Source organism: Microvirga sp. BF8, assembly GCF_059888585.1.
This window is the reverse complement of the sequence record NZ_CM187619.1, coordinates 3,484,830-3,511,096: the sequence shown is the minus strand read 5'-3', so window position 1 is coordinate 3,511,096 and position 26,267 is coordinate 3,484,830. Positions and strand designations below refer to the sequence as shown.

Genomic DNA, 26,267 nt, shown 5'->3' with positions numbered 1-26,267 from the left:
AGTGAAACCCCTGGTTCGGCCCGCAGCCTGTGTCGGCCTGGTCCTCGACCCGGCGTCTTGCGCCCCGGTTGCGGCAGCGGGCCGCCAATGGCCCGCCCGCTGCCGGTCAAAACGTGGGGCGCGGCTTACCAGGTTGCCCGGAGCCCGGCATAGAAGGAGCGTCCGGCCGTGCCGTAATTATAGATGTCCTGATAGCGGGCATCGGTCAGATTCTCGATGCGCGCATACATGCTGAACGTCTCAGTGATCTTGTAATCGGCATAGACGTCGAGGCGTGCATAGGGAGCGAGTTCGTCCTGCTCGCCCGTCGTGGAGAACCGCCTGCCGACGAAGACGACGGACGGCTCTATGGAAAGCCCGGCCATCGGTGTCACGACAAGGCCGATCCGCCCCTCATCCTGCGGCCGCCGTGCCAGCCGCAAATGGGTCGCGAGGTCGAAGGCATCCGTGTGGGTATAGACCGCCTTGGCACGCAGAAGCGACGGCACGATATCGATATCCGCGGATAGTTCCACGCCCGACGTGCGCGCCCGTGCCACGTTCAGATAGCATCCGAATGGATTGCTCGGCGGACAACTGCCCGGATCGAACACGAAATCGATGAGGTCCCGGAAGCGATTGGCGAAGAATGTAGCCGAAAGGGTCAGGCGGTCATCGAGAAGGCGCTGATCAAGGCCGATATCTGCGCCGATCGAATGCTCGGGGCGGAGATCGGCGCTTCCATAGGTCGGGTCATACAGCTGGAAGAGACTGGGTGCCTTCGCACCGGTGCCAAGGCTGGCGCGCAGCGTTGCGCCGGAGTTCGGAATTTCGTAGGCAGCCGTCGCACGCCAGGTTCCGAAACGGTTGCCGTCGTCGGAGGCATCGAGCCGCCCGCCGAAAGACAGGTGCAGGTTCTCGAACAGACTGATCTGATGGAGTGCATAGAGCGAGCGCGTGTCGCGTGATGCATCGTTCGTCTCGTGCGGGGCGCTCGCGAAAGGCAGCACATCGCGTGCTGTCGCGACGAAGCGTTCCCGCTCCAGCTTGGCACCGAATGTGAGCAGTCCGAAGGTTCCAAGCTTCAGGTCTCCCTGATACTCCGCGGAGGCGCGGTCGCCCTCGAAGCCCGAGTTGGACCAACTCGTGATCGGAGGTGACCCGAAATAGCTCACGTCGCGATAGTGGCGGTTCGTCCGATTGCCCGATACGAGGAAGGAATTGCGAAGAATGCCGTCGAACGTGTTGAACGTGAGGCGTGTGTGGCCTTCGAACAGACGCTGCTGTGATTGCGAGGCCGTGTCGGGCGCGGCGCCGAAGCCGGCATCATATTGTGCGCCATTGTAGCTCGTGTAACCGCCGAACTCCAGTTGCGCATCCGGTGACAGATCGATGCCGACACGTGCCGAGGCGCCGAGGCGTTCGGCCGAATCCGCCTCGAGCGGCCATGCGCGCAGGCGCTCGATGCGACCGATGCGATAGCCGTAGCGCGAGAATCCCGCCGTATCGAAGCCCGTGGCGGAAAAGGCATAGTTGACCGCGCCGGACGAACCGGAGATCGCGGCGCGTCCGGCCTTCGTCCCGTATGAGCCGCCTTCGGCGCTGATCATCGCCCGCGGCGCCTTGCCCTTGCGAGTGATAACGTTGATGACACCGCCCATGGCGTCCGATCCGTAAAGGGCTGATTGCGGCCCGCGCAGGACTTCGATGCGCTCGATATCGACCGATTCGAGATTGGCGAAATCGAATTCGCCCGCGCCGGACGAGGGATCGTTGACCCGGATACCATCGATCAGGACGAGGGTGTGTCGCGCCTCCGCGCCGCGGATCCGGACAGACGTGGTTCCACCCGGGCCGCCCGTTTCCGTGACCGTGACACCTGGCACGCGGCGCAGCACATTGGCGATGCTCTTGGGCGATTCCTTGGCGATTTCCTCGCCGGAAATGACCGAGATGGAACTGCCCGCGCGGCTGATCGCCTGGGGCGATCGTGTCGCGGTGATAACGATGTCAGGGACGAGAATCGGCTGGGTAACGGTTTGGGCATGGGCCGCGCTGGAGGCGAGGGCACAAACGGAAACGGACGCCGCCAGAAGGCAGCGCGAAGACATCAGCATGGAGACCTCCTGCCCACCCCACCGGCGGGCATCTGGGTTGACGTTCAGACGCAGGCCGGTCTCCTGGCTTGCGGGTCGTCGCGAGCGGTCCGCCTTCCCAAATCATCTCGAGCTTGTAGAGCCCGCAGATTCAGTGGCATGTAGGACCGCCGCTCGCCGCTTACAGTTGCGGGGGCAGCCACGGCATTGGAAAATCCGCACCGTGTTCCCGTTTCACCTCGATCACTCGAGGACCAACGTCTCCATCCCTCTTAGTCGGTTGCCTCTCATGCCGCAACTCTGCCTCAGGCGGATTTCCCGATGGATTTTTTTCATCAGCCTCGCCATGGGCGCTGGGGGCAACGGCGCTGCGGCACAGACGCCGCAACGGGTGGTATCGCTAAATCTTTGCACCGATCAGCTCCTCCTCGCCCTCGCGGACCGGAACCAGATCGCATCGGTGAGTCCGTTGGCCCGCGATCCTTCGATTTCCTTCCTGTGGCGCGAAGCTTCCTCCCTGCCGGCGAACGAAGGCAGGGGAGAGGCCGTCCTGTTCAGTGGTGCCGATCTTGTTCTCGCCGGCTCCTTCGACCAGCAGAGCCGCACCGCTCTGCTGCGTCGGCAGGGGCTGGAGGTGCTGGCCCTCGACCCGTGGCACGACCTGGAGGGCGGGCGAGAGCAGATCAGGGTGGTTGCGCGCCGTCTCGGCCATCCCGAGCGGGGCGATGCGCTGATTGCGGATATCGATGCGGCGCTTGCCCGTGCCGGTGCACTTGTCCGGGGCGGGCGCAGCATCCTCACCTATTACCGACGTGGATGGGTGCCGGCCTCGGATTCCCTGGTCGGAGAATTGCTGCGACACATGGGTTTCGCGCTTCAGCAGGAGGCGCTGGGCCTTGGCCGTGGCGGCGTCGCGCGGCTGGAGACCATTGTCGAGACACCGCCCGACTACCTGCTGATGGACGACGATGCGGGCAAGAGCGTGGACAATGGTTCGGCGCTTCTGGGCCATCCAGCGCTCGCACAGGCCGTGCCGCCGGCACGGCGCCTCGCCGTTCCTGGTCGGCTGACCATCTGCGGCGGTCCCTCGACCCCCGCGCTCATTGATGCCCTCGCTTCGGAGATCCGCGAAAAGGTCCGCTGATCAGACGCCATCCCGCGCGATGGCGAGGATGCGATCGGCATCGAGATGGACCTCGAGATGGGCGGCCAGGTCGTCGAGGGTGCGCTCCACCTCCGCCTCGTAGCTCACCGTCCCGTCCGCAGCGAATGGGTGAATACCTTTCAGAAGGGCCTTTCTGAAGGCATCGGCCGCGAAGAGTCCGTGCAGATAGGTGCCGACGACAAGGCCGTCTTTCGAGACCGCCCCGTCCGGCGCGCCGGCGATGGAGAAGGGCGCAGAGAGGGTATCCGGGCCCGTCGTCCGTCCGAGATGGATCTCGTAGGCCGGGACATCGAAACCGCTCGGCTCATGGCGAGCGAGGACAGGGCGGACGGTCTTCTCTGACGTCAGGACCGTCTCGACGTCGAGACACCCGAGCCCGGCAACGGAGCCCGCCGGGCCCTCGAGGCCCTCCGGGTCGCTGATCACGCGCCCCAGCATCTGGTATCCGCCGCACAGTCCAATCACCTTCCGACGCTGTCGCAGATGGGATGCAAGGTCGATATCCCACCCTTGCGCGCGAAAGAAGGCCAGGTCCGCGACGGTCGCCTTGGAACCGGGAATGATGATGAGATCGGCGTCGGCCGGGAGCGGCGTGCCGGGAGCAACCATCGTCAGACTGACGGAGGGCTCGAGCTTCAAAGGATCGAGATCGTCGAAGTTCGCAATCCGCGGCAGGATGGGGACGGCAATCTTGAGAACCGCATCGGACGTTGCCCTGCAGACGATGTCGAGCGCGTCCTCCGCCGGCAGTTTATGCGCGTCGTCGAACCATGGCACGACACCGAGCGACGGCCATCGGGTCATCGCGGCAATGGTGGACAGGCCTTCGTCGAAGAGGTGCGTATCGCCGCGGAACTTGTTGATGAGAAAACCGCGGACAAGGCTGCGATCCTCACGATCCAGAACCGCGTGCGTCCCAACGAGGCTTGCGATGACGCCGCCCCGATCGATATCTCCGGCCAGCAGGACAGGCACCCGGGCGGCAGCGGCAAAGCCCATATTCGCAATGTCGCCCGTGCGCAGATTGGTTTCCGCCGGGCTTCCCGCTCCCTCGACGACGATGAGGTCCGCGTCGCGGCCCAGCCGATCGAAGCTGTCGAGGACGATCGGCAGAAGACGATCGCGTTGACGGAAGGCGTGAGCGTCGAGATGGCCGTAGCGCTTTCCCTGGACGATGACCTGTGAGCGCTTGTCCGTTTCCGGCTTCAGGAGAACCGGATTCATGTGAACGCTCGCCGGAGCCTTGGCCGCGCGCGCTTGCAACGCCTGCGCACGTCCGATCTCCCCGCCATCCACTGCCGCTGCGTTGTTCGACATGTTCTGCGGCTTGAACGGCCTCACCCGAAGGCCGCGCTGCGCGAAGAGCCGGCACAGGCCGGCGACCAGGAGGGATTTGCCGACATTCGATCCGGTGCCCTGGATCATGACGGAAGGCGGCTGTGTGCTCATCCGAGGCACAGGTCGAGCTCCGGAACCGGTTTCAGGAGAAGCGGACAGCCGGCAGCGACGAAGATCACCGCATCGCAGATCTCCGCCATGCGCCGATTGAGCCGTCCCTGCTCGTCGCGAAAATCGCGGCCGAGCGGTGTTGCCGGCACGATCCCGCATCCCACCTCATTCGACACCAGGATGACCGGGCCGCAGGTGGCCCGAATGGCGGAGGCAAGGCGTTCCGTTTCCGAAACTCCGTCGCGTCCCTCGAGCAGGACGTTGGACAGCCAGAGGGTCAGGCAGTCGACGAGCACGACCCGGTCCGGAGCAGCCCATCTGGCGATGGCGTCTGCGAGTTCGAGTGGTGCTTCGCAGGTCTGCCAGTCGTCGCTGCGCTCGTCCCGGTGGCGGTGGATGCGTTCCCGCATCTCGTCGTCGAAGGCCTGGGCGGTCGCAATGAAGACGCGGGTCGCGTCTGCCTTTTCAGCAAGGGCGAGAGCCGTATGGCTCTTGCCCGAGCGGGCGCCACCCAGAACCAGGATCCGGCGATGGAGCGTCATGTGTGTAAATCCGGGGACAGGGGAACCGACTCAACCAGCCAGACGATCGAGGGGAAGGGTCATATGCACACAGAGGCCTTCGTGTCGCCATTCCCGGTCAAGGGTGCCTCCAAGCTGGCCGGCAATGCTTCTCTGGGTCAGCTGGGTGCCGAAACCCTCGAAGGTGGGGGGTGCTTCGATAGGTGGGCCATTGGTCTCGGTCCAGTCCAGGTCCACCTTGTCCGGTCCGACGGTCCAGCAGATGAGGAGTCGTCCTTCGGGACTCGAGAGGCAGCCGTGCTTGGCCGCATTGGTCGCCAGCTCGTGGAGGACAAGGGCAAGTCCGGTTGTCGTCTGAGCGCCGACCCGGACGTCCGGTCCCTCCACGACAATGTCCTTGTGGGTGTCCTTGTAGGGGGCCAGCACGGCTCCGATCAACTGACCGAGGGGAATTTCGGCTCCGCTGAATTGCTCGGCGGTCGAAGGAGGCTGCACCAGCTCATGCGCCCGGGAAAGAGCGCTGAGACGGCCGCGCAGGCTGGCGGCCATGTCCTTGGTATCCTTGGCCGACCGCGCTGTCAGAGACACCATGCCATTCGCGATGGCGAAAAGATTCTTCACCCGATGATTCAACTCCCGGGTCAGGAGTTGCTGCGCTTCTTCCAGAGCATGCTGGCGAGTATTGTCGTTGATGACCCCCGACACGCGGACTGCTTTCCGATGTCCTCCCTCCTCGGCGAAGAAGGCCTTGCCGCGGGCGCGGATCCAGCGGATGCCGCCGCCCGGTGGCATGATCCGGTATTCGAGTTCGTATGAACCGTCTGCCGTCGGATCCGCCGCCTCCGCGATGCGTTTTTCCACGGTCGCGCGATCATCCGGGTGGACGATCGCGAAGAGATCGTCCAAAGGCATCCCCTTGCCGCGCTCCGGCGGGAGCTGCAGCAGCGCACATGTGGTCGCGTCGAAAACCGCAATCCTGGTGGTCGGGTCGAGACTCCAAGTGCCGAGATTGGCGGATTCCAGGGCGAGGCGGTGCTGCTCCTCCAGCAGAGCGAGGGCGCTTTCGGCTTTCTTCTGGGCGTCGATGTTGGTGCAGGTGCCGAACCACCGGGTAATCTTGCCGTCGGAATCCCGATGGGCAAGGCCGCGGCTGAGCATCCAGCAATATGTTCCGTCAGCCTTCCTGAGGCGGTATTCCGCCTCGTAGAGCTTCCCAGAGGCAAGGGCTTGGCGCCACCTCTCGTCCACATGGGACCGGTCGGCTGGATGGACGGCGCTCTTCCATCCTTCCCCACGACATTGCTCGGCGGTTGTTCCTGTCAGGTTGTACCAGCGCTGGTTGAAGTAGTCATGGTATCCTTCCGGGCCGGTAAACCAGACGAGCTGAGGCAAACGTTCCGCCAAAAGCATGAGCTGATCGTCGCTGTCCTTCGATGCCACCCAGATCCCCTAGCATTTGTGCCATTCCGGCGCGGTACCCTAGTGTGGCCATTGTTGTAGGCCTTTTTGAGCCTGACAACTCGAATCATGCTTTACCTGTGACTTCTGTGACACAAAGAGCGGCGGCGCAGTCCGGATAGGTTTAAGCATTCCGCGCCTCTGGCGGTTCAAGCCGGAAGCCCTTAGATGCAGGGCTGCCTTCGAACGCCCGAGATACTGACCCTAAGGCAAGTTCTGCACTTTCATGAATGACATGAGACCCATTCCGGCTCCCCCTCCGGAGATCGCATCTGCCGAGGCCCTCCACCCGAAGGAAAGGCGATCCCGCCGCTTCGCGTGGATCGGGATGGCCGGAAGCCTGCTGTTGTTCGGAGCGTCGCTCGTCGTCCTCTGGCACATCGTATCGGGGATCGATGTCAACGAGCTGAAATCCGCCTTCACGGCGGCAAGCCTTCGTCAGATCGGCCTCGCCATCCTGTTCACGACCCTCAGCTACAGCCTTCTCACGTGCTACGATGCAATCGCCCTGCGGCAGCTCAAGCTGCAGATTCCCTACAGAACGACGGCCCTGGCCTCATTCACGAGCTATGCCGTCAGCTTTACCCTGGGCTTTCCCCTGCTGACGGCAGGAACGGTTCGGTATTGGATCTATTCCTCGCGGGGGATCAGTGCCGGGCGGGTGGCAAGCCTGACGGTGATCGCAGGTGTCACCTTCTGGCTCGGCATGGCGCTGGTCCTGGCCTCGAGCATGATCCGCCAAGCCGATGAGGTCGCCAGCCTCGTCTACACCAATATCTGGATCAATCAGCTCGTCGGGCTCGTCGCCGCGATCCTTGTCGTGGCCTATCTCGTCTGGGTCTCCCTCAAGAGGCGGGCAGTCAGGATCCAGGGCTGGCGCCTCGATTTGCCAGGGTTCCGCCTCACCACGGCTCAGATGCTGATCGGAGCCGTGGATGTCTGCGCCGGTGCCGCGGTCCTCTTCATACTCTTGCCGGGCGGACACAACATCGGCTTCGAGACCTTCGTGGCCATCTACATCTTCGCCGTCATGCTGGGCGTCGCAAGCCACGCCCCCGGCGGGCTGGGCGTTTTCGAGGCCACGATCCTGCTGGCGCTGTCGAGCTATCCCCGCGAGCCCGTGCTCGGTGCCCTTCTCCTTTATCGCCTGTGCTACTACCTCGTGCCGTTCGTGATCGCGCTGGCTCTCCTTGGCGCCTACGAGATCCGCAATCGCATCCGCTCGATGCGCGACAAGTTCACGCCCGACGAGGATGAGGCTCCTGTTCCGGAAGCGTAAGCCGCCTCCGGATGACTTTCCCGGACTTTTCCCTTAAGGAGCAGGCGCCGGTCCATCGAGTTGATCATGAGCGAAACCGTCACGACCAGGGAGGCCGCCTCCCGGGGCCCGGGGCCCGAGCGCAGGGCTGCCTTGATCGGGGCACTGATCGTCGGTCTCGCGATGCTGGTTGTTGCGGCGGCCCGGGGGCATGGAGACCTGTGGCTTCTCGCCATCGCCGCCGTCGCGGTGATCGTCGCCACCCTGGCCGGGGGGCAGTCCCGGACGCAGCGCAGCCGCGAGCGCCTCCAGGCGAAAGAGGCTCGACGCTCGAGCGTCGCGGAGGCCGTTCTCGCCCATATTCCCGATCCCGTCATTCTGGTCGATCAGAGATCTCTGGTGGTCGAGGCCAACGAGGCCGCGCGGGCTCTTTTCCCGGGCCTGAAGATCAACCACCCTCTCTCCTTCGCCCTGCGGAGCCCCGACGTGCTGGACGGCATTGATGAGGTTCTGAACCAAGGCGGGCCCCTCAGGGTCGAGTATTCGGAGCGGGTGCCGACCGAGCGGACTTTCGAGGTGCATGTCGGACTGCTTCTCGGCAACCCGTCGGATCTCGGCGATCGTTCCGGTGTCGTGCTCTTCTTCCGCGACCTCACGTCCACCCGCCGTCTCGAGGCCATGCGCGCTGACTTCGTCGCCAATGCCAGTCACGAGCTGCGGACGCCACTCGCGTCCCTGCTCGGCTTCGTGGAAACCCTGCAGGGGCCCGCCCGGGATGATCCGGTGGCGCGCGAGCGCTTTCTCGAGATCATGCGCGAGCAGGCACAGCGCATGAAACGCCTGATCGACGATCTCCTTTCCCTTTCGCGAATCGAGATGCGTGTTCACGTGCCGCCGACCGAGCCCGTGGATCTCAAGTCACTCACGGCACATATGATTGAGACGCTCTCTCCCCTCGCGAAGGATCGTGGCGCGGTCATCCACGCACATCTGCCGGAGCAGGGCCTGGCGGTCTACGGAGACCGGGACGAAATCCTGCGGGTGCTCGAGAACCTGATTTCGAACGCCGTGAAATACGGTGAGAAGGGCGGCAAGGTCGATGTCGAACTCACCCGGATGGTGTCGCCCGACGGAAAGGTGCAGGCCGTTTTGAGCGTCCAGGATTATGGACCCGGCATCGCCCCTGAGCACCTGCCGCGCCTGACAGAGCGGTTCTATCGCGTGGATGTGGCAGAGAGCCGTGAAAAAGGCGGCACCGGGCTAGGGCTCGCGATCGTCAAGCATATCGTCAACCGGCATCGGGGACGCCTGGATATTGCAAGCGAGCTCGGGCATGGCGCCCGCTTCACGGTAACCCTGCCGGCCTGCGAATAGCGCATCCCGCGGAACCGGAAGTCCGCGTCAGCGAAAATGGGCCCGGCGTTCCGTGACAAGCGATGCGCCACTCTAGGAATGGGTAGCCGATCGATCCCCGTTTCGGGGTCGGTCCGACGTCCTCGCCAAGCCGGAGACGGTTCCACGAACTCACGTCGCTTGCCGCCCGGCCGGATTGCCGTCGCCGGCTCGACGCTCGATCATTTCGCGGATTCGCTTGGCCAGGTTGTCGATGGCAAACGGCTTGGTGATCATTTCCATGCCAGGGTCGAGGAAGCCGGAAGCCAGGGCGGCATTTTCCGCGTAGCCTGTGATGAACAGGATCTGGAGGTCGGGTCGCCGCGCCCGCGCCGCGTCCGCGAGCTGACGCCCGTTCAAGCCGGGAAGGCCGACATCGGTCACAAGGAGATCGAGGTGCCGGTCGGTCTCCAGCAATCGCAGTCCCGCCGGACCGTCATGGGCCTCCAGAGCTTCATATCCCAGCCCGCTGAGGACATCGACCACGAGGCTGCGCACGATTGGATCATCCTCCACGACGAGGACGACTTCCCCGGCACCGGTGCGTAATTCAACCTCGCCCTGGATCGGCAAAGCCTCTTCCGGAACCTTGCCGTCATGACGCGGCAGGTAGATCACGACGCTCGTTCCTTTCCCCACTTCCGATACGATCCTGACATGACCCTCGGACTGCTTGGCAAAGCCATAGATCATCGACAGGCCGAGCCCCGTTCCCTGGCCTAGCGGCTTCGTCGTGAAAAAAGGGTCGAAAGCCCGCGCCATGACCTCAGGCGGCATGCCCACACCAGTGTCCGCGACGCGAAGCGTCACATAGGATCCTGGGGAAATCTCATGCTGCACGGCCGATCCCGCGCCGGCAATCTCCTTGTTCGCCGTCTCGATGGTGAGCGTACCGCCGTCCGGCATGGCATCGCGGGCATTGATAACCAGATTGAGAAGGGCGTTCTCAAGCTGATTGGGGTCGCAGCGCGTCAGCCACAGCCCCGGTGCCGTCGCCAGGTCGAGGCGGATGGTTTCACCGGTGCTGCGACGAAGCAGATCTTCCATTGAACCGACGAGGCGGTTGACATCGACGAGCCGTGGATCGAGCGGCTGGCGACGGGCGAAGGCCAGCAGGCGGTGGGTCAGGGATGCGGCCTTGTTGGCCGAAGCGGTTGCCGCGCGGATATAGCGTGCAGCATTTTCAAGACGGCCCTGATCGATACGGATCTGGAGCATATCGAGCGAGCCGATGATGCCTGTCAGAAGATTGTTGAAATCGTGTGCGATGCCGCCAGTGAGCTGTCCGATGGCCTCCATCTTCTGGCTTTGCCGAAGCTGCTCCTCCAGTTCCTTCCGGGCGGTGATGTCGCGTCCCGCCGCATAAAAGATGTCGCCTTCCGCAATGCTGGTCCAGTTGTACCAGCGATAGGTCCCATCCCATGCGCGAATGCGCAGGTCCGTTTCCACGACGCTGCTGTGCTTGAGACGGTCGAATTCCTCCTTCGCCCGTCCGACATCGTCGGGATGGACGAGATCGAGGCATGAGCGCCCGACGAGTTCCTGAGGCGAGTAGCCCAAAGCCTCGGTCCAGGCAGGGTTCACGCTCTGATAGAGGCCGTCGAAGCCACAGATGCAGAAGAGGTCCCGCGAGACACGCCAGATCGAGTTGAGCTCCCTCGTCCGCTGCTCGACCTGGGCCTCGAGCGCATCCGCGGCGAGACGCGCTTCGGTAATGTCGACATTGCATCCCACATAACCCAGAAACTGACCCATGCTGTCGCGTCGAGGAACGCTCTCGCAGCGCAGCCAGCGCAGCTGCCCGTGCCTGTCCCAGACCCGCACTTCTGTCTGGAAAGGCGAGCGAGCCGCCTGGGCCCTCATGAAACGGTCCCGAAACGGAGCGGCATCCGCCTCGTAGACGACCTTTCGCCATTCGCCCTGGCGAATGTTCTCGAGGGTCAGGCCAAGTTCCTTTTGATATCGCTTGTTGACGAAGATCAGCTCGCCTGCCGCGTCCGTCGCCCAGATCAGCGCAGGGGCGCTGTCGGCCATCAGGCGGAACCGGGCCTCGCTTTCGCGCAGCGCCTCCTCCGCGCGCTTCGTGTCGGTGACATCTACGACGGCTCCAGGGAAGCGCAGCGGTGTGCCATCTTCGTCGTAAAGGCACTCGCCCTGGGCAATGACCCATCGCAATGACCCATCGCGCAGAATAAGACGATATTCCTGAGAATACTTCTCGCCCGTTGCAATGGCATGCCGGGTCGCTTGCGCCACGCGCTCCACGTCGTCTGGGTGGATATGGCTCTGGAAGTGGGTTCGGGCGGCGCCCCGGGTTGCGAGGTCCGGGTCGACGGAGAACATCTCGGCGAACTTGGCATCCGCATAGAGGGTATCGGAGGGAAGGTGCCAGTCCCAGGTCCCGACCATGCCGGCGGCATCCAGGGCGTATCGCAGGCGCTCTTGGCTGATGCGGAGGGCTTCCTCGGCCTCCTTGCGATCCGTAACGTCCTGGACGGCGCCGACGAAGCGTAGCGGATGCCCGGCATCGTCGTAGATCAGCTTGGCTTTGCGGCCGATCCACCGCAATTCTCCCGTGTCGGGCCGGACGATACGGTATTCCACGGCCAGATTGACGTCTCCTCGCGCCCGTGCCGCGAGGTTGGACATGACATGCTTGTCCTCCGGGACAACGAGGCGCTCGATCGTGGCAGAGGGGAGCATATCGGCCAGGGGGACACCGTAGATCCGGCAGAATTCCGGCGTCACGGTCATCAGATCCGTCGCGATATCGATGTCGAACATGCCGATGCCGCCTGCCGCCTGCGCAAGACGGAGCTGCTCGTCCCGCCGTTCGAGGTCACGCAGCGCCTGGATCCGCTTGGTCGTCTCCACGACGACGGCGAGCACACCCGCAGGGCGATCGCTTTCGTCAAGGATGGGACTGTAGTTCAGGTCCATCCAGACATCTTCGGGGGCGCCGTTGCGGTACAGGACCAGATGCTGATCCTGAAAGGACAGGGTCTCGCCCTGGAGCCCGGCCTCCATCACCCTGCGGTTGAAGTCAGCCACCTCGGGCCATCCCTCGAGGACCGGGGCGCCGAGCGCCTGCGGATGACGGCCCGCTGCAAAGACGGAATAGGCATCATTGTAAAGCATGATGCCGTCGGGGCCCCAGAGCATCACCATGGGGACCGGCGATCGCAAGATGAGGTCCAGAGCGGTCCTGAGGCTCTGGGGCCAGAACGGAATGGGGCCGAGGCTCGTCTGTGACCAGTCGAAAGCCCGGATCAAGGCGCCTGTTTCGCCTCCCCCGGCAGGAAAGGTTTGCAGTGCCGAGCCCTCCGTTTCACCCCAAGCCGAATTGAAGCGACGCACCATCTCAGATCCGAGCCGCTTCAGCCACAATGCCTGTATTTAGGACGGATCCTGAACCTTCAACTCCCCTGAACCGCCTGTGCCTCGGGGTCAGCGTGCATCCAAGGGGAGTCCGGGGCGTTGTCACGGTAGTGTCATCCAACTGTCTTAGACGCGTAACGAGGGTGCCATAGCTGTCCGGCGCGGCCCCGATTTGCTCGATGCAAACAGCCGCGCCTGTAAGAACATGGAGATGTCTCGTGAAGTTCCTGTCCTTCGCCTTTGCGGCCGGCCTTGCCGCTGCTAGCCTCGCGACGCCGGCGGCCGCCGCCGATATCACCGGCGCGGGCGCGACGTTCCCGTTCCCCGTCTATGCCAAATGGGCCGAGGCCTACAAGAAAGAGACTGGAAACGGACTCAACTATCAATCCATCGGCTCTGGCGGCGGCATCAAGCAGATCCAGGCCAAGACCGTCGATTTCGGCGCAACCGATGCCCCGATGAAGGGCGCAGATCTCGAAAAGCTCGGTCTTCTGCAGTTCCCGACCGTGATGGGCGGGGTCGTTCCAGTGGTCAATATCGCTGGCGTCAATGCGGGCCAGCTGAAGCTGACGGGCGAGGTCCTCGCCGACGTCTTCCAGGGCAAGATCACCAAGTGGAACGACGCCAGGATCGCGAAGCTGAACGAGGGCGTCAAGTTGCCCGACGCGGTGATCACGCCTGTCTATCGGTCGGACTCCTCCGGCACCACCAACGTCTTCACCACCTACCTGTCGCAGGTCTCCGCGGCCTGGAAGGCCGATCTCGGGGCCAACACGACCGTGAGCTGGCCCGTTGGCCAGGGCGGCAAGGGGAACGAGGGTATTGCCGCGACGGTCAAACAGGTTCCGAACTCGATCGGCTACGTGGAATACGCCTACGCAAAGCAGAACAACATTCCCTACGCGCTCCTGCAGAACCAGGCCGGAAAGTATCCGGCACCGGAGGACAAGGCGTTCCAGGCTGCTGCTGCGAATGCGGACTGGACGGCGGCTCCGGGCTTCGGCATTTCGCTGACCAACCAGCCCGGCGACGAGGCTTGGCCGATCACCGCTCCGACGTTCATCCTGGTCTATAAGGCCCCGGAGAAGCCCGAGCAGACCGCGGAAGTGCTCAAGTTCTTCAACTGGGCCTTCACAAAGGGCGACAAGCTCGCGAGCGACCTCGACTACGTGCCGCTTCCGGACAATGTGGTCAAGCTGGTCGAGACCGCCTGGGCGAAGGAAATAAAGGACAAGGCCGGCCAGTCTCTCTTCAAGCAGTAACCGGCTGACACTCTCTTGAAAACGGAGTACGGCGGATGGTTGCCTTGTCTGAACGGATTTCCCTTACGACCATGCAGACGATCCGCCGTGCCCCGAAGTCGAATTTCGACGCTCTGTTCCGCTGGGCCAGCCTCGCATCGGCCCTGCTCGTCCTGATCGTTCTGATCGGAATTCTCGGTTCCATGGTGTATGGCGGCTGGCCCGCCTTCCGGCAGTTCGGTTTCGGTTTCGTGACGTCGAGCGCCTGGAATGTAGGCAAGGAAGACTTCGGAGCCTGGGTGGCGATCGCCGGAACGCTGACCTCGGCGCTCATTGCCCTGGTGATCGGTGTGCCGATTTCGATCGGCATCGCAGTTTTCCTGACCCAGCTCTGCCCGCCCTGGCTCAAGCGGCCGGTCTCGACCACGGTGGAACTTCTCGCTGCGGTTCCGAGCATCATTTACGGAATGTGGGGGCTTTTCGTCTTCGCTCCGTTTTTCGCCAAATACGTCCAGGTTCCCGTCTCGTCGCTCGTCGAGGGCATGCCCATTCTCGGGACGGTGCTGTATGCGCGGGTTCCCTCCGGGGTCGGCCTTCTGACAGCCGGGATCATCCTGGCGATCATGATCATCCCGTTCATCGCGTCGATCACCCGCGATATTCTCGACCAGATCCCGACGATCCTGCGCGAAAGCGCTTACGGGATCGGCTGCACGACCTGGGAAGTGGTCCGTCATGTGCTGTTGCCGCAGGCCGGCGTCAGCATCATCGGCGCGGTCATGCTCGGTCTCGGGCGCGCCCTGGGCGAGACCATGGCGGTCACTTTCGTGATTGGAAACGCCAACCGGCTTTCACTTTCCATCTTCGACCCCAGCTCGACCATCGCGTCGCGGATCGCCAATGAATTCAACGAGGCGGCTGATCTGCATCTCAACGCCCTCCTGGCCCTCGGCTGCATCCTTTTCCTCGTAACATTCACCGTCCTCGTTCTTGCGCGTCTTCTGATCGCGCGGGTGCGGACGCAGTAAAGGGCGCGACGATGAGCGAGGTCTCAAGAGCGACGACCATGGCAACCGCTCCCGCGGGGCGCCGCGTCAGGCGGAGCCGACACATTGCAGACCGGACCCTCAAGATTGTGTGCGCCGCCTTCACGGCCCTCGGCGCCTTCGTTCTCGGCTGGATCCTGCTGATGCTCATCTATGAGGGGGGCAGCGCCCTGTCGGTCGATGTGTTCACCCAGGTGACACCAGGGCCGGGAACCGAGGGTGGAGGCATCGCCAATGCCATCGTGGGCAGCTTCATTCTCACCTTGCTCGGAATCGCGGTGGCCACCCCGATCGGCGTGCTGGCGGGGACTTATCTTGCTGAATACGGCAAGGGTTCGGCCCTCGCGGAGGTGATCCGCTTCGTGAACGATATTTTGCTTGCCGCACCGAGCATCCTCATCGGCCTCTTCGTTTACACGCTTATGGTGCCGCCGCTCGGAGGGTATTCCGGGTGGGCCGGAGGCGTGGCGCTCGCCATCATCGCTATTCCCGTGATCGTGCGCACCACCGAGGACATGCTGCGCCTCGTACCCGGTTCTCTTCGCGAGGCCGGGGCTGCACTGGGGGCGCCGATGTCGACCGTGATCGTCCACATCAGCTGGCGGGCCGCGAAGGCGGGCATGGTGACCGGCATCCTGCTGGCCACCGCGCGCATCGCGGGTGAGACGGCGCCCCTTCTCTTTACAGCCCTCAACAACAATTTCTGGTTCAAGCCGAACCTGATGGGCGGCGTCTCCAACCTGCCCGTCATGATCTACCAGTTCGCTCTCGCCCCCTATGAGAACTGGCGCTCTCTGGCATGGGCCGGAGCCCTCATCATCACGCTCTCCATTCTGGCGCTATCGGTGACGGCGCGCCTGCTGTTGAAGAAGGATCATGTCCGATGACTTCGATCGCCGTTTCCGCAGGCAGCGCCGTCGGTCATGCCGCCGCTCCCGACATCCGCGTCCCCGTCCGCATATCGGTCAGAAATCTCGACTTCTTCTATGGGGACACCCGCAGTCTCAAGGGCGTGTCCCTCGACTTCTACGACCGTCAGGTCACGGCCCTGATCGGCCCCTCCGGCTGCGGCAAGTCGACCCTGCTTCGGACGTTTAACCGCATCTACAGCCTCTATCCCGATCAGCGCGCTCAGGGAGAGATCATCCTCGATGGGAAGAATGTGCTGTCGCCGTCCATTGACGTGAACGAGCTGCGCGCTCGCGTAGGCATGGTGTTCCAGAAGCCGACGCCATTCCCCATGTCGATCTACGACAACATCGCCTTCGGCATCCGCCTCTACGAGAAGCTTTCGAGGTCCGAGCTCGACAACCGTGTCGAGCAGGCTCTCCGCAAGGCCGCTCTCTGGGACGAGGTCAAGGATAAGCTGCGTCAATCGGGGATGGGCCTTTCCGGAGGGCAGCAGCAGCGTCTCTGCATCGCGCGCACCGTTGCGCAGCAGCCCGAGGTCATCCTGCTGGACGAGCCGACCTCCGCGCTCGATCCGATCTCCACGGGCAAGATCGAGGAGCTCATCGAGCAGCTCCGAGAAGAGTTCACCATCGTGATCGTCACGCACAACATGCAGCAGGCGGCGCGCATCTCCCAATACACCGCCTTCATGTATCTCGGCGAACTCATAGAGTTCGGGCCGACGAGCAAGATGTTCATGACCCCCAACAAGAAACAGACCCAGGATTATATCACGGGCCGCTTCGGCTGATCGAAGCGCTGCAAGGAGATCCTTCCATGCCGGAGCATATCGTCAGCTCCTACGACAATGACCTGCAGAGCCTTCGGCGCCGGATTTCGGAGATGGGCGGCATTGCAGAAAAGATGCTTGTCGATGCCATTGCCGCGTTGGTGCGAAGCGACCTCCCGCTCGCACAGACGGTCATCTCGTCCGACAGCCGCCTCGATCTTCTCCAGCGCGAAGTGGAGGAGAACGCGATTCTCACCATCGCCCGCCGACAGCCTCTCGCGGTCGATCTGCGCGAGACTATCTCCGCCATCCGCGTCTCGGGTGATGTTGAACGCATCGGCGACCTTGCAAAGAATATCGCCAAAAGGGCCCTCGCCATCGGAGGGCCGTTCAGGGCTCACAAGATTGTCGTGGGCGTGCAGCACATGACAGATCTCGTCCTCGGCCAGCTCAAGGACGTGCTCGATGCCTATGCGCAGCAGGACACGGCGAAGGCGCTTGATGTCTGGCAGCGAGACGGAGCGATCGACGCGCTTTACACGTCACTCTTTCGAGAACTCCTCACCTATATGATGGAAGATCCACGCAATATCTCGTTTTGTACCCACCTCCTGTTCTGCGCCAAGAACATCGAGCGCATTGGAGATCATACGACCAACATCGCCGAGACGGTTCATTACCTGGTGACCGGCGAGACCCTCGCGATCGACCGCCCCAAGAATGACCGCTCGATCGACGTGACCCCGGCGGGAGCTTGAGACATGGGACCGCGCGTTCTGATCGTCGAGGATGAGGAGCCGCTGACCCTTCTTCTTCGCTACAACCTCGAGGCGGAGGGCTACGACGTGGATTGCGTCGGGCGGGGTGACGAGGCGGAAATCCGCCTGCGCGAGCAGGTGCCGGATCTCGTGCTTCTCGACTGGATGCTCCCCGGATTGTCAGGGATCGAGCTCTGCCGGCGCATCCGCATCAAGCCGGAAACCGAGCGGATGCCCATCATCATGCTCACGGCGCGTGGCGAGGAAGGCGATCGGATCCGCGGCCTCGCGACCGGCGCCGATGACTATATCGTCAAGCCCTTCTCGGTTCCGGAACTCCTTGCACGCGTCCGTGCGCTCCTGCGCCGTACGAAGCCGACGCATATTGCAACGCTTCTCACTGCGGGAGACATGGAGCTCGACCGTGAGACCCATCGCGTGCGGCGCAGTGGCAAGGAACTTCATCTCGGACCCACGGAATTTCGGCTCCTTGAATTCCTGATGACGCGCCCCGGACGGGTTTTCACCCGCGAGCATCTGCTCAACGCTGTCTGGGGACATGATGTCTATATCGACGAACGGACCGTCGATGTGCATGTGGGCCGGTTGCGCAAGGCTCTCAATCTTCCGCACAGGCCCGATCCGATCCGGACTGTCCGCGGCACCGGCTACTCCTTCGATGAAACCTTCGCCCGGGACGAATAGGCCCGGGCTCCAACAAAAAAGGCAGGCGCGAGGCCTGCCTTGACAGTTGCGTCGGTCGCGACGTTCACGCCCGCGCCAGCTTGCGCTCGCGCTTGCGGTCTGCCACCGGCTGATAGGCAACCCGGGCATGGTGCGCGCAATAGGGCAGGCCGGTCACCGAGCGCGCGCCGCAGAAGCGGAACTCCGGCTTCGTCGGATCGCCCATGGGCCACCGGCACATGGATTCACGCAGATCCATGATGGTTACGCGTTCCGACATCGGGATCGCCACGTCGTCCTCAGCCATTGTCTCAGGTTCCTCCACCGCTACCGGCGGACGGGGAATGGGCGCCAAGACCACATTGTTCCGGTTTTGCGGCGCAAAGGCGGCGGGCGGGCTGGGCGCGCGGGCTGCCTTGCGGGGGCGCTGCGAGGCGGAAGGGGTTGCCTTGTCCTTGGCCCGACCGGAGAGGCCGAGGCGATGCACCTTCCCGATCACCGCGTTGCGGGTCACGTTGCCAAGCTCGGTCGCGATCTGGCTCGCGCTCAAGCCATCGGCCCAGAGCTTCTTCAGGAGCTCGACCCTCTCATCGGTCCAGGTTGCGCCCGCATCTATCATTTTTATATGGCCTCCATCGGGGCGGCTCTCGTCAGGGTCGAATCCCTCATGCTTCGCGGACAGAATAGAAGGTCCGGCCGCGTTGTGAGGGTCTCTCCTGAAGGTGAAAGCCGTCGCTCGAATGCGTAATCGACGGCTTCGAAGTTACTAGATCGGTGGACTCTGGCGCAAGAGTCCCCGGACAGACCCTGTCGTTTTCCCCAGGGAACTCATTTTCAGCTGGCGGGGCCGCGTGATGAATGAGTTCATTTCTCTTGAATTGACAGGGTCTCCGGTCTCATTAGAATCCTGACGGTGCCGTCCCTGCTGGGGCGGCGCTTTCTTTTTCCGGCCCAGGTGCGACCATATGGTGCGGTCTCTGGGCCTTCCGAGCGGAGAACGATCCCGTGACGTCGCCATTGTTGCCGACCTATGCACGCGCCGATATATCCTTCGAAAGAGGGGAAGGACCCTGGCTTTTCGGCCGAGACGGCGAGCGATATCTCGATTTCGGCGCCGGCATCGCGGTGAATGCCCTGGGCCATGCCCATCCTCATCTGGTCAAGGCCCTCACCGACCAGGCAGCCAAGCTTTGGCACACATCAAACCTTTTCCAGATCCCCGAGGGCGAGCGCCTTGCCCGCCGGCTGGTCGAGAACACCTTCGCCGACGTGGTTTTCTTTTCCAATTCCGGGGCCGAGGCCAATGAGGCGGCCATCAAGATGGCCAGGAAATATCATTCCGCCAAGGGTCATCCGGAGCGGTTCCGCATCATCACCTTCGAGGGCGCTTTCCACGGCCGCACCCTCGCCACCATCGCCGCTGGCGGGCAGGCCAAGTATCTCGAAGGCTTCGGGCCAAAGGTGGAAGGGTTCGATCAGGTACCCTTCGGCGACCTCGATGCCCTGAAGGCCACGATCGGTCCTGAAACGGCCGCCCTGCTGATCGAGCCTATCCAGGGAGAGGGCGGTATCCGTCTGGTCCCCAATGCCTTCCTGCGCGCCCTCAGGGACCTGGCCGATGAGCACGGCCTGCTGCTGATCTTCGACGAGATTCAGACTGGCGTCGGGCGCACGGGCAAGCTTTTCGCCTATGAATGGACCGGGGTGACGCCTGATATCATGGCGGTTGCCAAGGGCATCGGTGGCGGCTTTCCGATGGGAGCCTGCCTCGCCACCGCCGAGGCCGCCCAGGGCATGACGCTCGGGACCCATGGAACCACCTTCGGCGGCAATCCTCTGGCCATGGCCGTTGGGAATGCCGTGCTCGACGTTATTCTCGAGCCCGGTTTCCTGGAGCGTGTCGAACGGATGGGTCTGCTCATGAAGCAGCGCCTTGCCGAGTTGATGGACCGTCATCCCGGCGTGATCGCCGAAGTGCGTGGGCAGGGCCTGATGATGGGCCTGCGGACCCATGTGCCCAACACGGAGTTCATCGCCGCGGCCCGCGGGCAAAAGATCATCCTGATCGGCGCCGGTGACAACGTCACCCGCCTGCTGCCACCCCTGATCATCACGGAAGGGGACATCGCCGAAGCCATGAACCGCCTCGACTCCGCCTGCGCGGCCATCGAAGCCGAGCTGAAGACCGTTGCACGGCAGGGAGCCACCGTATGAAGACCCGTCACTTTCTCGATCTCAGCGACATGTCCGGCGCCGAGATCCGTCACGTCCTTGCCATCGGCTCAGCCATCAAGGCCAAGCGCCGCCGGGGAGAGCGGGCCGAGGAACGGCCCCTCGAGGGCAAGGTCCTGGCCATGGTGTTCGACAAGCCCTCCACCCGTACCCGAGTCTCCTTCGACGTGGGCATGCGCGAGCTTGGCGGCGAAACCCTGATGCTGACCGGGAAGGAGATGCAGCTCGGCCGCGGCGAGACCATAGCCGACACGGCCCGCGTCCTGTCACGCTACGTGGACGCCATCATGATCCGCACCCTTGACCACGCCATGGTGACGGAACTGGCGCAGAACGCTTCGATCCCGGTCATCAACGGCCTCACGAAGATGACCCACCCCTGCCAGATCATGGCGGATGTCATGACCTTCGAGGAGCATCGCGGCCCGATCGAAGGCCGGACGATCACCTGGTCGGGGGATTCCAACAACGTGCTCGCTTCCTGGGTGCATGCGGCGGCACGTCTCGATTTCAAGCTGCGCATCGCCTCTCCACCGGAACTTGCGCCCCGTCCTGAGCTTTTGACATGGGCCAGGAAGGAAGGAGCGGAGATCGTGGTGACAACCGATGCTTTCGAAGCCGCCGAAGGAGCGGATGCGATTGTCACGGATTGCTGGGTGTCCATGGGCGACGAAGATGAGTTCCGGCGCCAGAACCTCCTGAAGCCTTATCAGGTCAACCGGAAGCTCATGAGCGTGGCCAGCCGGGACGCCATCTTCATGCACTGCCTGCCCGCCCATCGCGGGGAGGAGGTAACCGACGAGGTCATGGACGGACAGCAATCCGTGGTTTTCGACGAGGCTGAAAACCGACTCCATGCGCAGAAGGGCATTCTGGCCTGGTGCCTGGGAGCAGCCGGCGAATGACGGCGGCCCCCTTCGAAGGCGCCGACGACGTCGTTTTGCCGTTCGCGGTCGAACCTCTCGACGTGCGCGGGCGTGTGGTGCGCCTCGGGCATTCCATCGATACGATCATCACGCGTCATGGATATCCGGACGTGGTCGCGCGCGTCCTTGGCGAGGCGGCGGCCTTGACGGTGATGCTCGGGTCCGCCCTGAAGTTCGAGGGGCGCTTCCAGCTCCAGACCAAGACGGATGGCCCGATCGAGATGATCGTGGTGGATTTCGACGCGCCCGACCGCCTGCGCGCGACAGCGCGCTTCGACCAGGAGAAGCTCGATGCCCTGGGCCCCTCCGGGGCGCGGACCGGCGACCTCCTCGGCTCCGGCCTTCTCGCCATGACGATCGACAGGGGCTCCGACCGCAACCGCTATCAGGGCGTCGTGGCTCTGGAAGGGCAGGGGTTCGAGGAGGCGGCGCACCAGTATTTCCGACAGTCGGAGCAGATCCCGACCCGTGTCCGACTGGCCGTTGCGGAGCAGTTCGAAAACGGGCGGCATACCTACCGGGCCGGCGGAGTGATGATCCAGTTCCTCCCCAGTTCGCCCGAGAGGATGCGTCAGGTCGATCTTTCCCCTGGCGATATCCCGGAGGGACATCCCGCGAACGACTTGGTCGATCCAGGCGAGGATGACGCCTGGGTGGAGGCGAAGGCTCTCGTGGAGACGGTCGAGGATCATGAACTCGTCGACCCCGCCGTCTCGAGCGAGCGGCTGCTCTACCGCCTTTTCCACGAGCGCGGCGTGCGCGTCTTCGAGGGGCAGGGCCTGCATGAGGAATGTCGCTGCTCCGAAGGCCGGATCATGTCGATGATGCGGCGCTTCTCGCCAGAGGATCGCCGCGACATGGTCGGCGATAACGGCCGCATCGGCATTACCTGCGAGTTCTGCTCGCGCTTCTACGATCTCGATCCTGCCGATGTGGAGGCCGAGATCGCCAAGGCGGAGAGCTAGGGCTCGCCGGACAGCGGGATCGGCTTGCAGCCGCGCGGAATTGCAAGCCGATCGCGCCCGTTCAGCTCTCGGCGCAGATGGTCGCAAGGCGACGCATGAACGCCTCGCCAGCCTCCAACTGCTCGAGGGTGATGTATTCGTCGGGCTGATGGGCCTGATCGATCGACCCGGGCCCGCAGACGACGGTCGGAATCCCCGCGGCCTGGAAATGTCCCGCTTCGGTGCCAAAGGGAACAGTCTGCGTCCGGTTCCTGCCCACCAGACGCAACGCGAGAGTCTCCGCGGCGGAGCCGGGATCGGGTGCCAGGCCGGGAACGGCCACCTCGAGCTGGGTGTCGATGCGCCCGAATTCGCCGAAGCGGTTCATGCGCTTCAGAACGACATCCTTGGCGAAGCGGTCGAGGCGCTGCGGAATTTCCTGCGGATCGAGGCTCGGCAGGCCGCGGAATTCCCATTGGAAGCTGCATTCCTTGGCCAGGATGTTACGGGCGGTGCCTCCGGTCACCACTCCGACATGCACCGTCGTGTAAGGGGGGTCGAAACGCCCGCCCGGATCGCCACGCTCCATCATCTCGTCGGCGATCCGGTTGAGTTCGCTGATCAACTCGGCCGCGGCCATGACGGCACTCGCGCCTAGATAGGGCTTCGAGGAATGGGCCTCGAAACCGTGGACCTTGGTGATGAACGTCACGACGCTTTTGTGGGCGTCGACCACCTCCATGAGCGTCGGCTCGCCGATGAGGGCGGCCTTTGGCAGCGGCAGTTCATGGCCCATGCGACGGATCGTGTCGACGACTCCGAGGCACGTCGTCTCCTCGTCGTAGGACAGCATGATGTTGATCGGGGTTTTCAGGTCGGCGGCCTGGAAATCCGGGATGAGTGCAAGAGCAAGGGCATCGAAAGCCTTCATGTCGACTGCGCCGCGGCCATAGGCGCGGCCGTTCTCGACACGCAGAACAAACGGATCCGATGTCCAGGCCTGGCCCGTGACGGGCACAACGTCCGTATGGCCAGAGAGGACGACGCCGCCCCGGTCCTGCGGCCCGACAGTTGCATAGATCGCCGCCTTGTCGCCGCTCGCATTCGGCACCCGGATGTAGGGGACATCCCAACTTTTCAGGTAGCTCTCGACGAAGGCGATCAGCGGCAGGTTCGATTTTGAACTCTCTGTGTCGAACGAGACAAGTTTCGCGAGCATTTCGAGCGGCGTCAGCCGCTGGCCTTGGGGGAGCATAGTGATCCTTAATGAACGACGCGTTTCGTGTGAGGACTGTCGAGGGAGAAGGCTGGGATTTCCGCATTAAACGTTTCGCCGCTGCTGGTTTCCATGACATAGGAACCCTGCATGGTGCCGCTCGGCGTCGTCAGGGGGCAGCCGCTCGTGTAGCTGTAGCTTTCGCCTGGCCCGAGGACAGGCTGCTCGCCGACGACGCCGGCGCCGCGAACTTCCTGCGTTTGGCCGTGGCCGTCGATGATCTTCCAGTACCGGGCGCGGAGTTGTACGCGCTCGAGGCCCGTATTGATGATCTCCACCGTGTAGGCGAAGAAATAGCGGTTGTCGGACGGCGACGATTCCTCGGGCATGTAGCGGGGCGTCACGGTGACGCTGATGCCGCGTGTTACAGCCTTGTACATCGATCTCCCTCGAAATACGCGCCGGTGCCGAGTGGAAGGCGGCGCTTGGGACGTGGTAAGTCCGCCCACGGCCCTCGTCAATCGACGGGAGCGGGAGGGAACGGTCATGCTCGACGGATGGATGCGCCGGATCGTTGGTCCGCCCTTGGACCGGGCGGGTGCCAGGCTGGCCGCCAGGAATATTTCGGCGGATGCGTTGACTGGCCTTTCGCTCGTGCTCGGCCTCGCGGCCGCGCTGGCGATCGGGTTAAGGGCGGATGGAGCCGCTTTCGTTCTCTTCGCCCTCAACCGTCTCTTCGACGGCCTCGACGGCGCGGTGGCCCGGGCGACCAGACAGACCGATCGCGGCGGATTCATCGATATCGTGTTCGATTTCGCCGTTTATGGAGCCATTCCGCTCGCCTTCGCCCTGCGCGAGCCCGATATCTTTGCCATTCCGGCAGCCGTCCTGCTGCTCTCGTTCTATGTGAATGGGGCAAGCTTCCTGGCCTTTGCCGCGATTGCGGCCAAGCGGGGCCTCGAGGACAAGCTCCGCGGGATCAAGTCCATCTATTTCACGACCGGGCTGATGGAAGGAACGGAAACCATTCTGTTCTTTCTGTTCATGATTCTGAAGCCGACATGGTTTCCTCTTCTCGCATATGCCTTTGCCGGCCTCACTTTCATGAGTGCCTTGGCGCGGGTGGTCCTGGCGTGGCGCGTCTTCGAGGACGAGGAGGTGCCTTGAGAATTCCACCGCATCCCTTAGAGATAGAGCCGCGTTTCAGCAGGGGAGTGGGCCGGGGCCCGTCGGAAAGATATGGTTGCGTTGCGTGACGGGATACAGTCGGCCGATGCCATCAGGCGCCTCGCGAGCGAAGGGGGCATCCGGACCGACGCTCCGTTTGCCCCGGATCAGGTGCAGCCGGCGAGCCTCGACCTGAGGCTCGGGCGCCGTGCCTACCGGGTGCGAGCGAGCTTCCTCCCGGGCAAGAACCACACGGTTCGCGACCGCCTGACACAGTTGAGCTTCCACGAGATCGACCTCGGCCCGGGAGCCATTCTGGAGACCGGCAGCGTCTATATCGCGGAACTGCAGGAGGCGCTCGCTCTCCCGCCGGACGTTTCGGCTGCGGCCAACCCGAAGAGCTCGACGGGTCGCATCGACGTTTTCACGCGGGTGATCACCGACCGGAGCCAGGAATTCGATACGATCGGCGCCGGTTACCAAGGCCCGCTTTATGCGGAGATCTCGCCCCGGACCTTCCCTGTCCTGGTACGGACGGGGACGCGGCTGTCGCAGTTGCGTCTCCGCAAAGGCGAGGTGCGCCTCAGCGATGCCGAGCTTCATGCGCTCCATGCGCGGGAAAGGATCGTGACTTCAACCGAGCCCTCGATCCAGGATGGCGTCGCGGTCAGCGTCGATCTTGCCGGTTTCGGGCCGGACAGGCTCATCGGGTATCGGGCCAAGCGCCATACCGGGCTCGTTGACGTGGACAAGCCCGGCTCGTGCCGGATCGCGGACTTCTGGGAGCCGTTGTATGCGGAGGCCAGCCGCACCCTGATCCTCGATCCGGGCCAGTTTTATATTCTCGCCTCGAAGGAGGCCGTGCACGTGCCGCCCGACTATGCGGCCGAGATGGTGCCCTTCGATCCCCTCGTCGGCGAGTTCCGGGTCCATTACGCAGGTTTCTTCGATCCCGGCTTCGGGCATGCAGGTGCGGGCGGAGAGGGAGCGCGGGCCGTGCTCGAGGTTCGCTCCCGCGACGTCCCCTTCATTCTGGAGGACGGACAGATCGTCGGCCGCCTCGTTTACGAGCGCATGGCCGAGCGGCCGAAGATTCTTTACGGCTCGGGTGCAGGATCCAACTACCAGGCCCAGGGCCTCAAGCTCTCCAAGCACTTTCGCTGAGACGCAGCGGCTGTCTCAACGACCAGGGCGGGGCGGCCGTGCCAGCCATGTCACGGAGAGGAAGGCGCCGAACCAGGATCCCAAAGCGGCGAAGACCACATAGACCACGTGCTCCATGTAACTGATGACGGCGAAGGCGGAGAGCAGATACCAGATCCCGCTCCAGTTCGCCGCCCGGATGCGGTGCCGGGCCACGACTGCCGCATTGAAGAACACGTAAGCCGCATCGGTCGTCGCAGTGGCGACCATGACGCCGAGGGCGATCAGAGGATCAAGATCAAGGCTTATTCAGGAACTCCCGCCGGCGGCCTGCTCCGCGAGGAACGGACCGGTGGGATATGCCTCTGCCCAGCGAGAAGTCGATGGACAGAAGCCGCGCCTCTTTGCTAAGTTCGCCCCGTCGCGAGGAGCCGAAACGGTTCGTGGTGCGGCCAACGCGGGTGTAGTTCAGAGGTAGAACGTCAGCTTCCCAAGCTGAATGTCGTGGGTTCGATTCCCATCGCCCGCTCCAA

The 26,267-nt window shown here is 63.5% G+C and carries 23 protein-coding genes, 1 tRNA gene and 1 riboswitch; of the genes, 15 read left to right on the top strand and 9 right to left on the bottom strand.

Translation table 11 applies throughout. The features are described 5' to 3' along the window. Nucleotides 1-125: 125 nt before the first annotated feature. Entirely contained in the window at nucleotides 126-2,096 is a 1,971-nt protein-coding gene (locus AC522E_RS16620; protein ID WP_500747357.1) for a TonB-dependent receptor plug domain-containing protein, read from the bottom strand. A 36-nt stretch (nucleotides 2,097-2,132) separates the two neighbouring features. Continuing rightward, a riboswitch (cobalamin riboswitch) is annotated at nucleotides 2,133-2,349 on the bottom strand. 15 nt (nucleotides 2,350-2,364) lie between these two features. On the opposite strand from AC522E_RS16620, the gene AC522E_RS16615 reads away from it, so the two are divergent. After that, nucleotides 2,365-3,219, top strand: coding sequence for an ABC transporter substrate-binding protein (locus AC522E_RS16615; protein ID WP_500747356.1), 855 nt, complete (start codon nucleotides 2,365-2,367; stop codon nucleotides 3,217-3,219). Here AC522E_RS16615 and AC522E_RS16610 read toward each other — a convergent pair whose 3' ends face one another. From AC522E_RS16610 to AC522E_RS16600, 3 genes are read right to left on the bottom strand one after another with little or no spacing between them, the layout of a single operon-like run. Continuing rightward, a complete protein-coding gene (locus AC522E_RS16610; protein WP_500747355.1) occupies nucleotides 3,220-4,689 on the bottom strand; it encodes a cobyric acid synthase in 1,470 nt (489 codons plus the stop codon). After that, entirely contained in the window at nucleotides 4,686-5,231 is a 546-nt protein-coding gene (gene cobU / locus AC522E_RS16605) for a bifunctional adenosylcobinamide kinase/adenosylcobinamide-phosphate guanylyltransferase (RefSeq protein ID WP_500747354.1), read from the bottom strand. The genes AC522E_RS16610 and cobU overlap by 4 nt, the downstream gene beginning before the upstream one ends. Before the next feature lie 30 nt (nucleotides 5,232-5,261). Next, nucleotides 5,262-6,650 carry a PAS domain-containing protein gene (locus AC522E_RS16600; protein WP_500747353.1) on the bottom strand — a complete coding sequence of 463 codons (1,389 nt, stop codon included), beginning with the start codon at nucleotides 6,648-6,650 and terminating at the stop codon, nucleotides 5,262-5,264. A gap of 244 nt (nucleotides 6,651-6,894) precedes the next feature. Between AC522E_RS16600 and AC522E_RS16595 the strand changes: the two genes are divergently transcribed. Further along, a complete protein-coding gene (locus AC522E_RS16595) occupies nucleotides 6,895-7,947 on the top strand; it encodes a lysylphosphatidylglycerol synthase domain-containing protein (RefSeq protein ID WP_500747352.1) in 1,053 nt (350 codons plus the stop codon). Between the two features lie 162 nt (nucleotides 7,948-8,109). Then, on the top strand, nucleotides 8,110-9,300 hold the full coding sequence (locus AC522E_RS16590; RefSeq protein ID WP_500750734.1) for an ATP-binding protein: 1,191 nt from the start codon (nucleotides 8,110-8,112) through the stop codon (nucleotides 9,298-9,300). A 150-nt stretch (nucleotides 9,301-9,450) separates the two neighbouring features. Here AC522E_RS16590 and AC522E_RS16585 read toward each other — a convergent pair whose 3' ends face one another. Continuing rightward, nucleotides 9,451-12,678, bottom strand: a complete 3,228-nt coding sequence (locus tag AC522E_RS16585) for a PAS domain-containing hybrid sensor histidine kinase/response regulator family protein (RefSeq protein ID WP_500747351.1) — start codon at nucleotides 12,676-12,678, stop codon at nucleotides 9,451-9,453. 197 nt (nucleotides 12,679-12,875) lie between these two features. Between AC522E_RS16585 and pstS the strand changes: the two genes are divergently transcribed. The 6 genes from pstS to phoB are packed head-to-tail and all read left to right on the top strand — an operon-like array spanning nucleotide 12,876 to nucleotide 18,127. Then, entirely contained in the window at nucleotides 12,876-13,958 is a 1,083-nt protein-coding gene (pstS, locus tag AC522E_RS16580) for a phosphate ABC transporter substrate-binding protein PstS (RefSeq protein WP_500747350.1), read from the top strand. Nucleotides 13,959-13,993: 35 nt separating this feature from the next. Further along, on the top strand, nucleotides 13,994-14,965 hold the full coding sequence (pstC, locus tag AC522E_RS16575; protein WP_500747349.1) for a phosphate ABC transporter permease subunit PstC: 972 nt from the start codon (nucleotides 13,994-13,996) through the stop codon (nucleotides 14,963-14,965). 38 nt (nucleotides 14,966-15,003) lie between these two features. Then, nucleotides 15,004-15,870 carry a phosphate ABC transporter permease PstA gene (gene pstA / locus AC522E_RS16570; protein WP_500747348.1) on the top strand — a complete coding sequence of 289 codons (867 nt, stop codon included), beginning with the start codon at nucleotides 15,004-15,006 and terminating at the stop codon, nucleotides 15,868-15,870. Continuing rightward, on the top strand, nucleotides 15,867-16,685 hold the full coding sequence (gene pstB / locus AC522E_RS16565; RefSeq protein WP_500747347.1) for a phosphate ABC transporter ATP-binding protein PstB: 819 nt from the start codon (nucleotides 15,867-15,869) through the stop codon (nucleotides 16,683-16,685). Before pstA ends, pstB begins: the two co-directional genes overlap by 4 nt. Nucleotides 16,686-16,711: 26 nt before the next feature. Then, nucleotides 16,712-17,422: a phosphate signaling complex protein PhoU gene (phoU, locus tag AC522E_RS16560; protein ID WP_500747346.1), complete on the top strand. Its 711-nt coding sequence runs from the start codon at nucleotides 16,712-16,714 to the stop codon at nucleotides 17,420-17,422. A gap of 3 nt (nucleotides 17,423-17,425) precedes the next feature. Next, complete coding sequence (gene phoB / locus AC522E_RS16555) at nucleotides 17,426-18,127, top strand: phosphate regulon transcriptional regulator PhoB (RefSeq protein WP_500747345.1); 702 nt, start codon at nucleotides 17,426-17,428, stop codon at nucleotides 18,125-18,127. Nucleotides 18,128-18,191: 64 nt separating this feature from the next. On the opposite strand, the gene AC522E_RS16550 is transcribed toward phoB, so the two are convergent. After that, a complete protein-coding gene (locus tag AC522E_RS16550) occupies nucleotides 18,192-18,725 on the bottom strand; it encodes a GcrA family cell cycle regulator (RefSeq protein ID WP_500747344.1) in 534 nt (177 codons plus the stop codon). A gap of 386 nt (nucleotides 18,726-19,111) precedes the next feature. Between AC522E_RS16550 and AC522E_RS16545 the strand changes: the two genes are divergently transcribed. From AC522E_RS16545 to AC522E_RS16535, 3 genes are read left to right on the top strand one after another with little or no spacing between them, the layout of a single operon-like run. After that, the gene (locus AC522E_RS16545) at nucleotides 19,112-20,320 is read left to right on the top strand and encodes an aspartate aminotransferase family protein (protein WP_500747343.1); all 1,209 of its coding nucleotides are present in this window, start codon (nucleotides 19,112-19,114) and stop codon (nucleotides 20,318-20,320) included. Next, entirely contained in the window at nucleotides 20,317-21,243 is a 927-nt protein-coding gene (gene argF / locus AC522E_RS16540; protein ID WP_500747342.1) for an ornithine carbamoyltransferase, read from the top strand. The genes AC522E_RS16545 and argF overlap by 4 nt, the downstream gene beginning before the upstream one ends. Further along, nucleotides 21,240-22,229, top strand: a complete 990-nt coding sequence (locus AC522E_RS16535; protein WP_500747341.1) for an Hsp33 family molecular chaperone — start codon at nucleotides 21,240-21,242, stop codon at nucleotides 22,227-22,229. Before argF ends, AC522E_RS16535 begins: the two co-directional genes overlap by 4 nt. A gap of 61 nt (nucleotides 22,230-22,290) precedes the next feature. Here the strand turns inward: AC522E_RS16535 and argE are convergent, their stop codons facing one another. Together argE and apaG are read right to left on the bottom strand one after the other, a co-directional pair. Continuing rightward, nucleotides 22,291-23,463 carry an acetylornithine deacetylase gene (gene argE / locus AC522E_RS16530; RefSeq protein WP_500747340.1) on the bottom strand — a complete coding sequence of 391 codons (1,173 nt, stop codon included), beginning with the start codon at nucleotides 23,461-23,463 and terminating at the stop codon, nucleotides 22,291-22,293. An 8-nt stretch (nucleotides 23,464-23,471) separates the two neighbouring features. Beyond that, on the bottom strand, nucleotides 23,472-23,864 hold the full coding sequence (apaG, locus tag AC522E_RS16525) for a Co2+/Mg2+ efflux facilitator ApaG/CorD (protein ID WP_500747339.1): 393 nt from the start codon (nucleotides 23,862-23,864) through the stop codon (nucleotides 23,472-23,474). A gap of 106 nt (nucleotides 23,865-23,970) precedes the next feature. Here apaG and AC522E_RS16520 point away from each other — a divergent pair, with 106 nt between their 5' ends. Both AC522E_RS16520 and AC522E_RS16515 read left to right on the top strand, forming a co-directional pair. Continuing rightward, nucleotides 23,971-24,591 carry a CDP-alcohol phosphatidyltransferase family protein gene (locus AC522E_RS16520; RefSeq protein WP_500747338.1) on the top strand — a complete coding sequence of 207 codons (621 nt, stop codon included), beginning with the start codon at nucleotides 23,971-23,973 and terminating at the stop codon, nucleotides 24,589-24,591. Between the two features lie 72 nt (nucleotides 24,592-24,663). Further along, the gene (locus AC522E_RS16515) at nucleotides 24,664-25,755 is read left to right on the top strand and encodes a 2'-deoxycytidine 5'-triphosphate deaminase (RefSeq protein ID WP_500747337.1); all 1,092 of its coding nucleotides are present in this window, start codon (nucleotides 24,664-24,666) and stop codon (nucleotides 25,753-25,755) included. Nucleotides 25,756-25,770: 15 nt separating this feature from the next. On the opposite strand, the gene AC522E_RS16510 is transcribed toward AC522E_RS16515, so the two are convergent. Further along, the gene (locus tag AC522E_RS16510; RefSeq protein ID WP_500747336.1) at nucleotides 25,771-26,004 is read right to left on the bottom strand and encodes a hypothetical protein; all 234 of its coding nucleotides are present in this window, start codon (nucleotides 26,002-26,004) and stop codon (nucleotides 25,771-25,773) included. A gap of 187 nt (nucleotides 26,005-26,191) precedes the next feature. Here AC522E_RS16510 and AC522E_RS16505 point away from each other — a divergent pair. Next, a tRNA-Gly gene (locus AC522E_RS16505) sits at nucleotides 26,192-26,266 on the top strand. Nucleotide 26,267: the final 1 nt, after the last annotated feature.

Bases quoted from the DNA above. Each gene is read 5' to 3' on its own strand.
- AC522E_RS16620 (WP_500747357.1), bottom strand. From the start codon at position 2,096: ATGCTGATGTCTTCGCGCTGCCTTCTGGCGGCGTCCGTTTCCGTTTGT.
- AC522E_RS16615 (WP_500747356.1), top strand. From the start codon at position 2,365: ATGCCGCAACTCTGCCTCAGGCGGATTTCCCGATGGATTTTTTTCATC.
- AC522E_RS16610 (WP_500747355.1), bottom strand. From the start codon at position 4,689: ATGAGCACACAGCCGCCTTCCGTCATGATCCAGGGCACCGGATCGAAT.
- cobU (WP_500747354.1), bottom strand. From the start codon at position 5,231: ATGACGCTCCATCGCCGGATCCTGGTTCTGGGTGGCGCCCGCTCGGGC.
- AC522E_RS16595 (WP_500747352.1), top strand. From the start codon at position 6,895: ATGAATGACATGAGACCCATTCCGGCTCCCCCTCCGGAGATCGCATCT.
- AC522E_RS16590 (WP_500750734.1), top strand. From the start codon at position 8,110: ATGCTGGTTGTTGCGGCGGCCCGGGGGCATGGAGACCTGTGGCTTCTC.
- AC522E_RS16585 (WP_500747351.1), bottom strand. From the start codon at position 12,678: ATGGTGCGTCGCTTCAATTCGGCTTGGGGTGAAACGGAGGGCTCGGCA.
- pstS (WP_500747350.1), top strand. From the start codon at position 12,876: ATGCAAACAGCCGCGCCTGTAAGAACATGGAGATGTCTCGTGAAGTTC.
- pstC (WP_500747349.1), top strand. From the start codon at position 13,994: ATGGTTGCCTTGTCTGAACGGATTTCCCTTACGACCATGCAGACGATC.
- pstA (WP_500747348.1), top strand. From the start codon at position 15,004: ATGGCAACCGCTCCCGCGGGGCGCCGCGTCAGGCGGAGCCGACACATT.
- pstB (WP_500747347.1), top strand. From the start codon at position 15,867: ATGACTTCGATCGCCGTTTCCGCAGGCAGCGCCGTCGGTCATGCCGCC.
- phoU (WP_500747346.1), top strand. From the start codon at position 16,712: ATGCCGGAGCATATCGTCAGCTCCTACGACAATGACCTGCAGAGCCTT.
- phoB (WP_500747345.1), top strand. From the start codon at position 17,426: ATGGGACCGCGCGTTCTGATCGTCGAGGATGAGGAGCCGCTGACCCTT.
- AC522E_RS16550 (WP_500747344.1), bottom strand. From the start codon at position 18,725: ATGATAGATGCGGGCGCAACCTGGACCGATGAGAGGGTCGAGCTCCTG.
- argF (WP_500747342.1), top strand. From the start codon at position 20,317: ATGAAGACCCGTCACTTTCTCGATCTCAGCGACATGTCCGGCGCCGAG.
- AC522E_RS16535 (WP_500747341.1), top strand. From the start codon at position 21,240: ATGACGGCGGCCCCCTTCGAAGGCGCCGACGACGTCGTTTTGCCGTTC.
- argE (WP_500747340.1), bottom strand. From the start codon at position 23,463: ATGCTCCCCCAAGGCCAGCGGCTGACGCCGCTCGAAATGCTCGCGAAA.
- apaG (WP_500747339.1), bottom strand. From the start codon at position 23,864: ATGTACAAGGCTGTAACACGCGGCATCAGCGTCACCGTGACGCCCCGC.
- AC522E_RS16520 (WP_500747338.1), top strand. From the start codon at position 23,971: ATGCTCGACGGATGGATGCGCCGGATCGTTGGTCCGCCCTTGGACCGG.
- AC522E_RS16515 (WP_500747337.1), top strand. From the start codon at position 24,664: ATGGTTGCGTTGCGTGACGGGATACAGTCGGCCGATGCCATCAGGCGC.
- AC522E_RS16510 (WP_500747336.1), bottom strand. From the start codon at position 26,004: ATGGTCGCCACTGCGACGACCGATGCGGCTTACGTGTTCTTCAATGCG.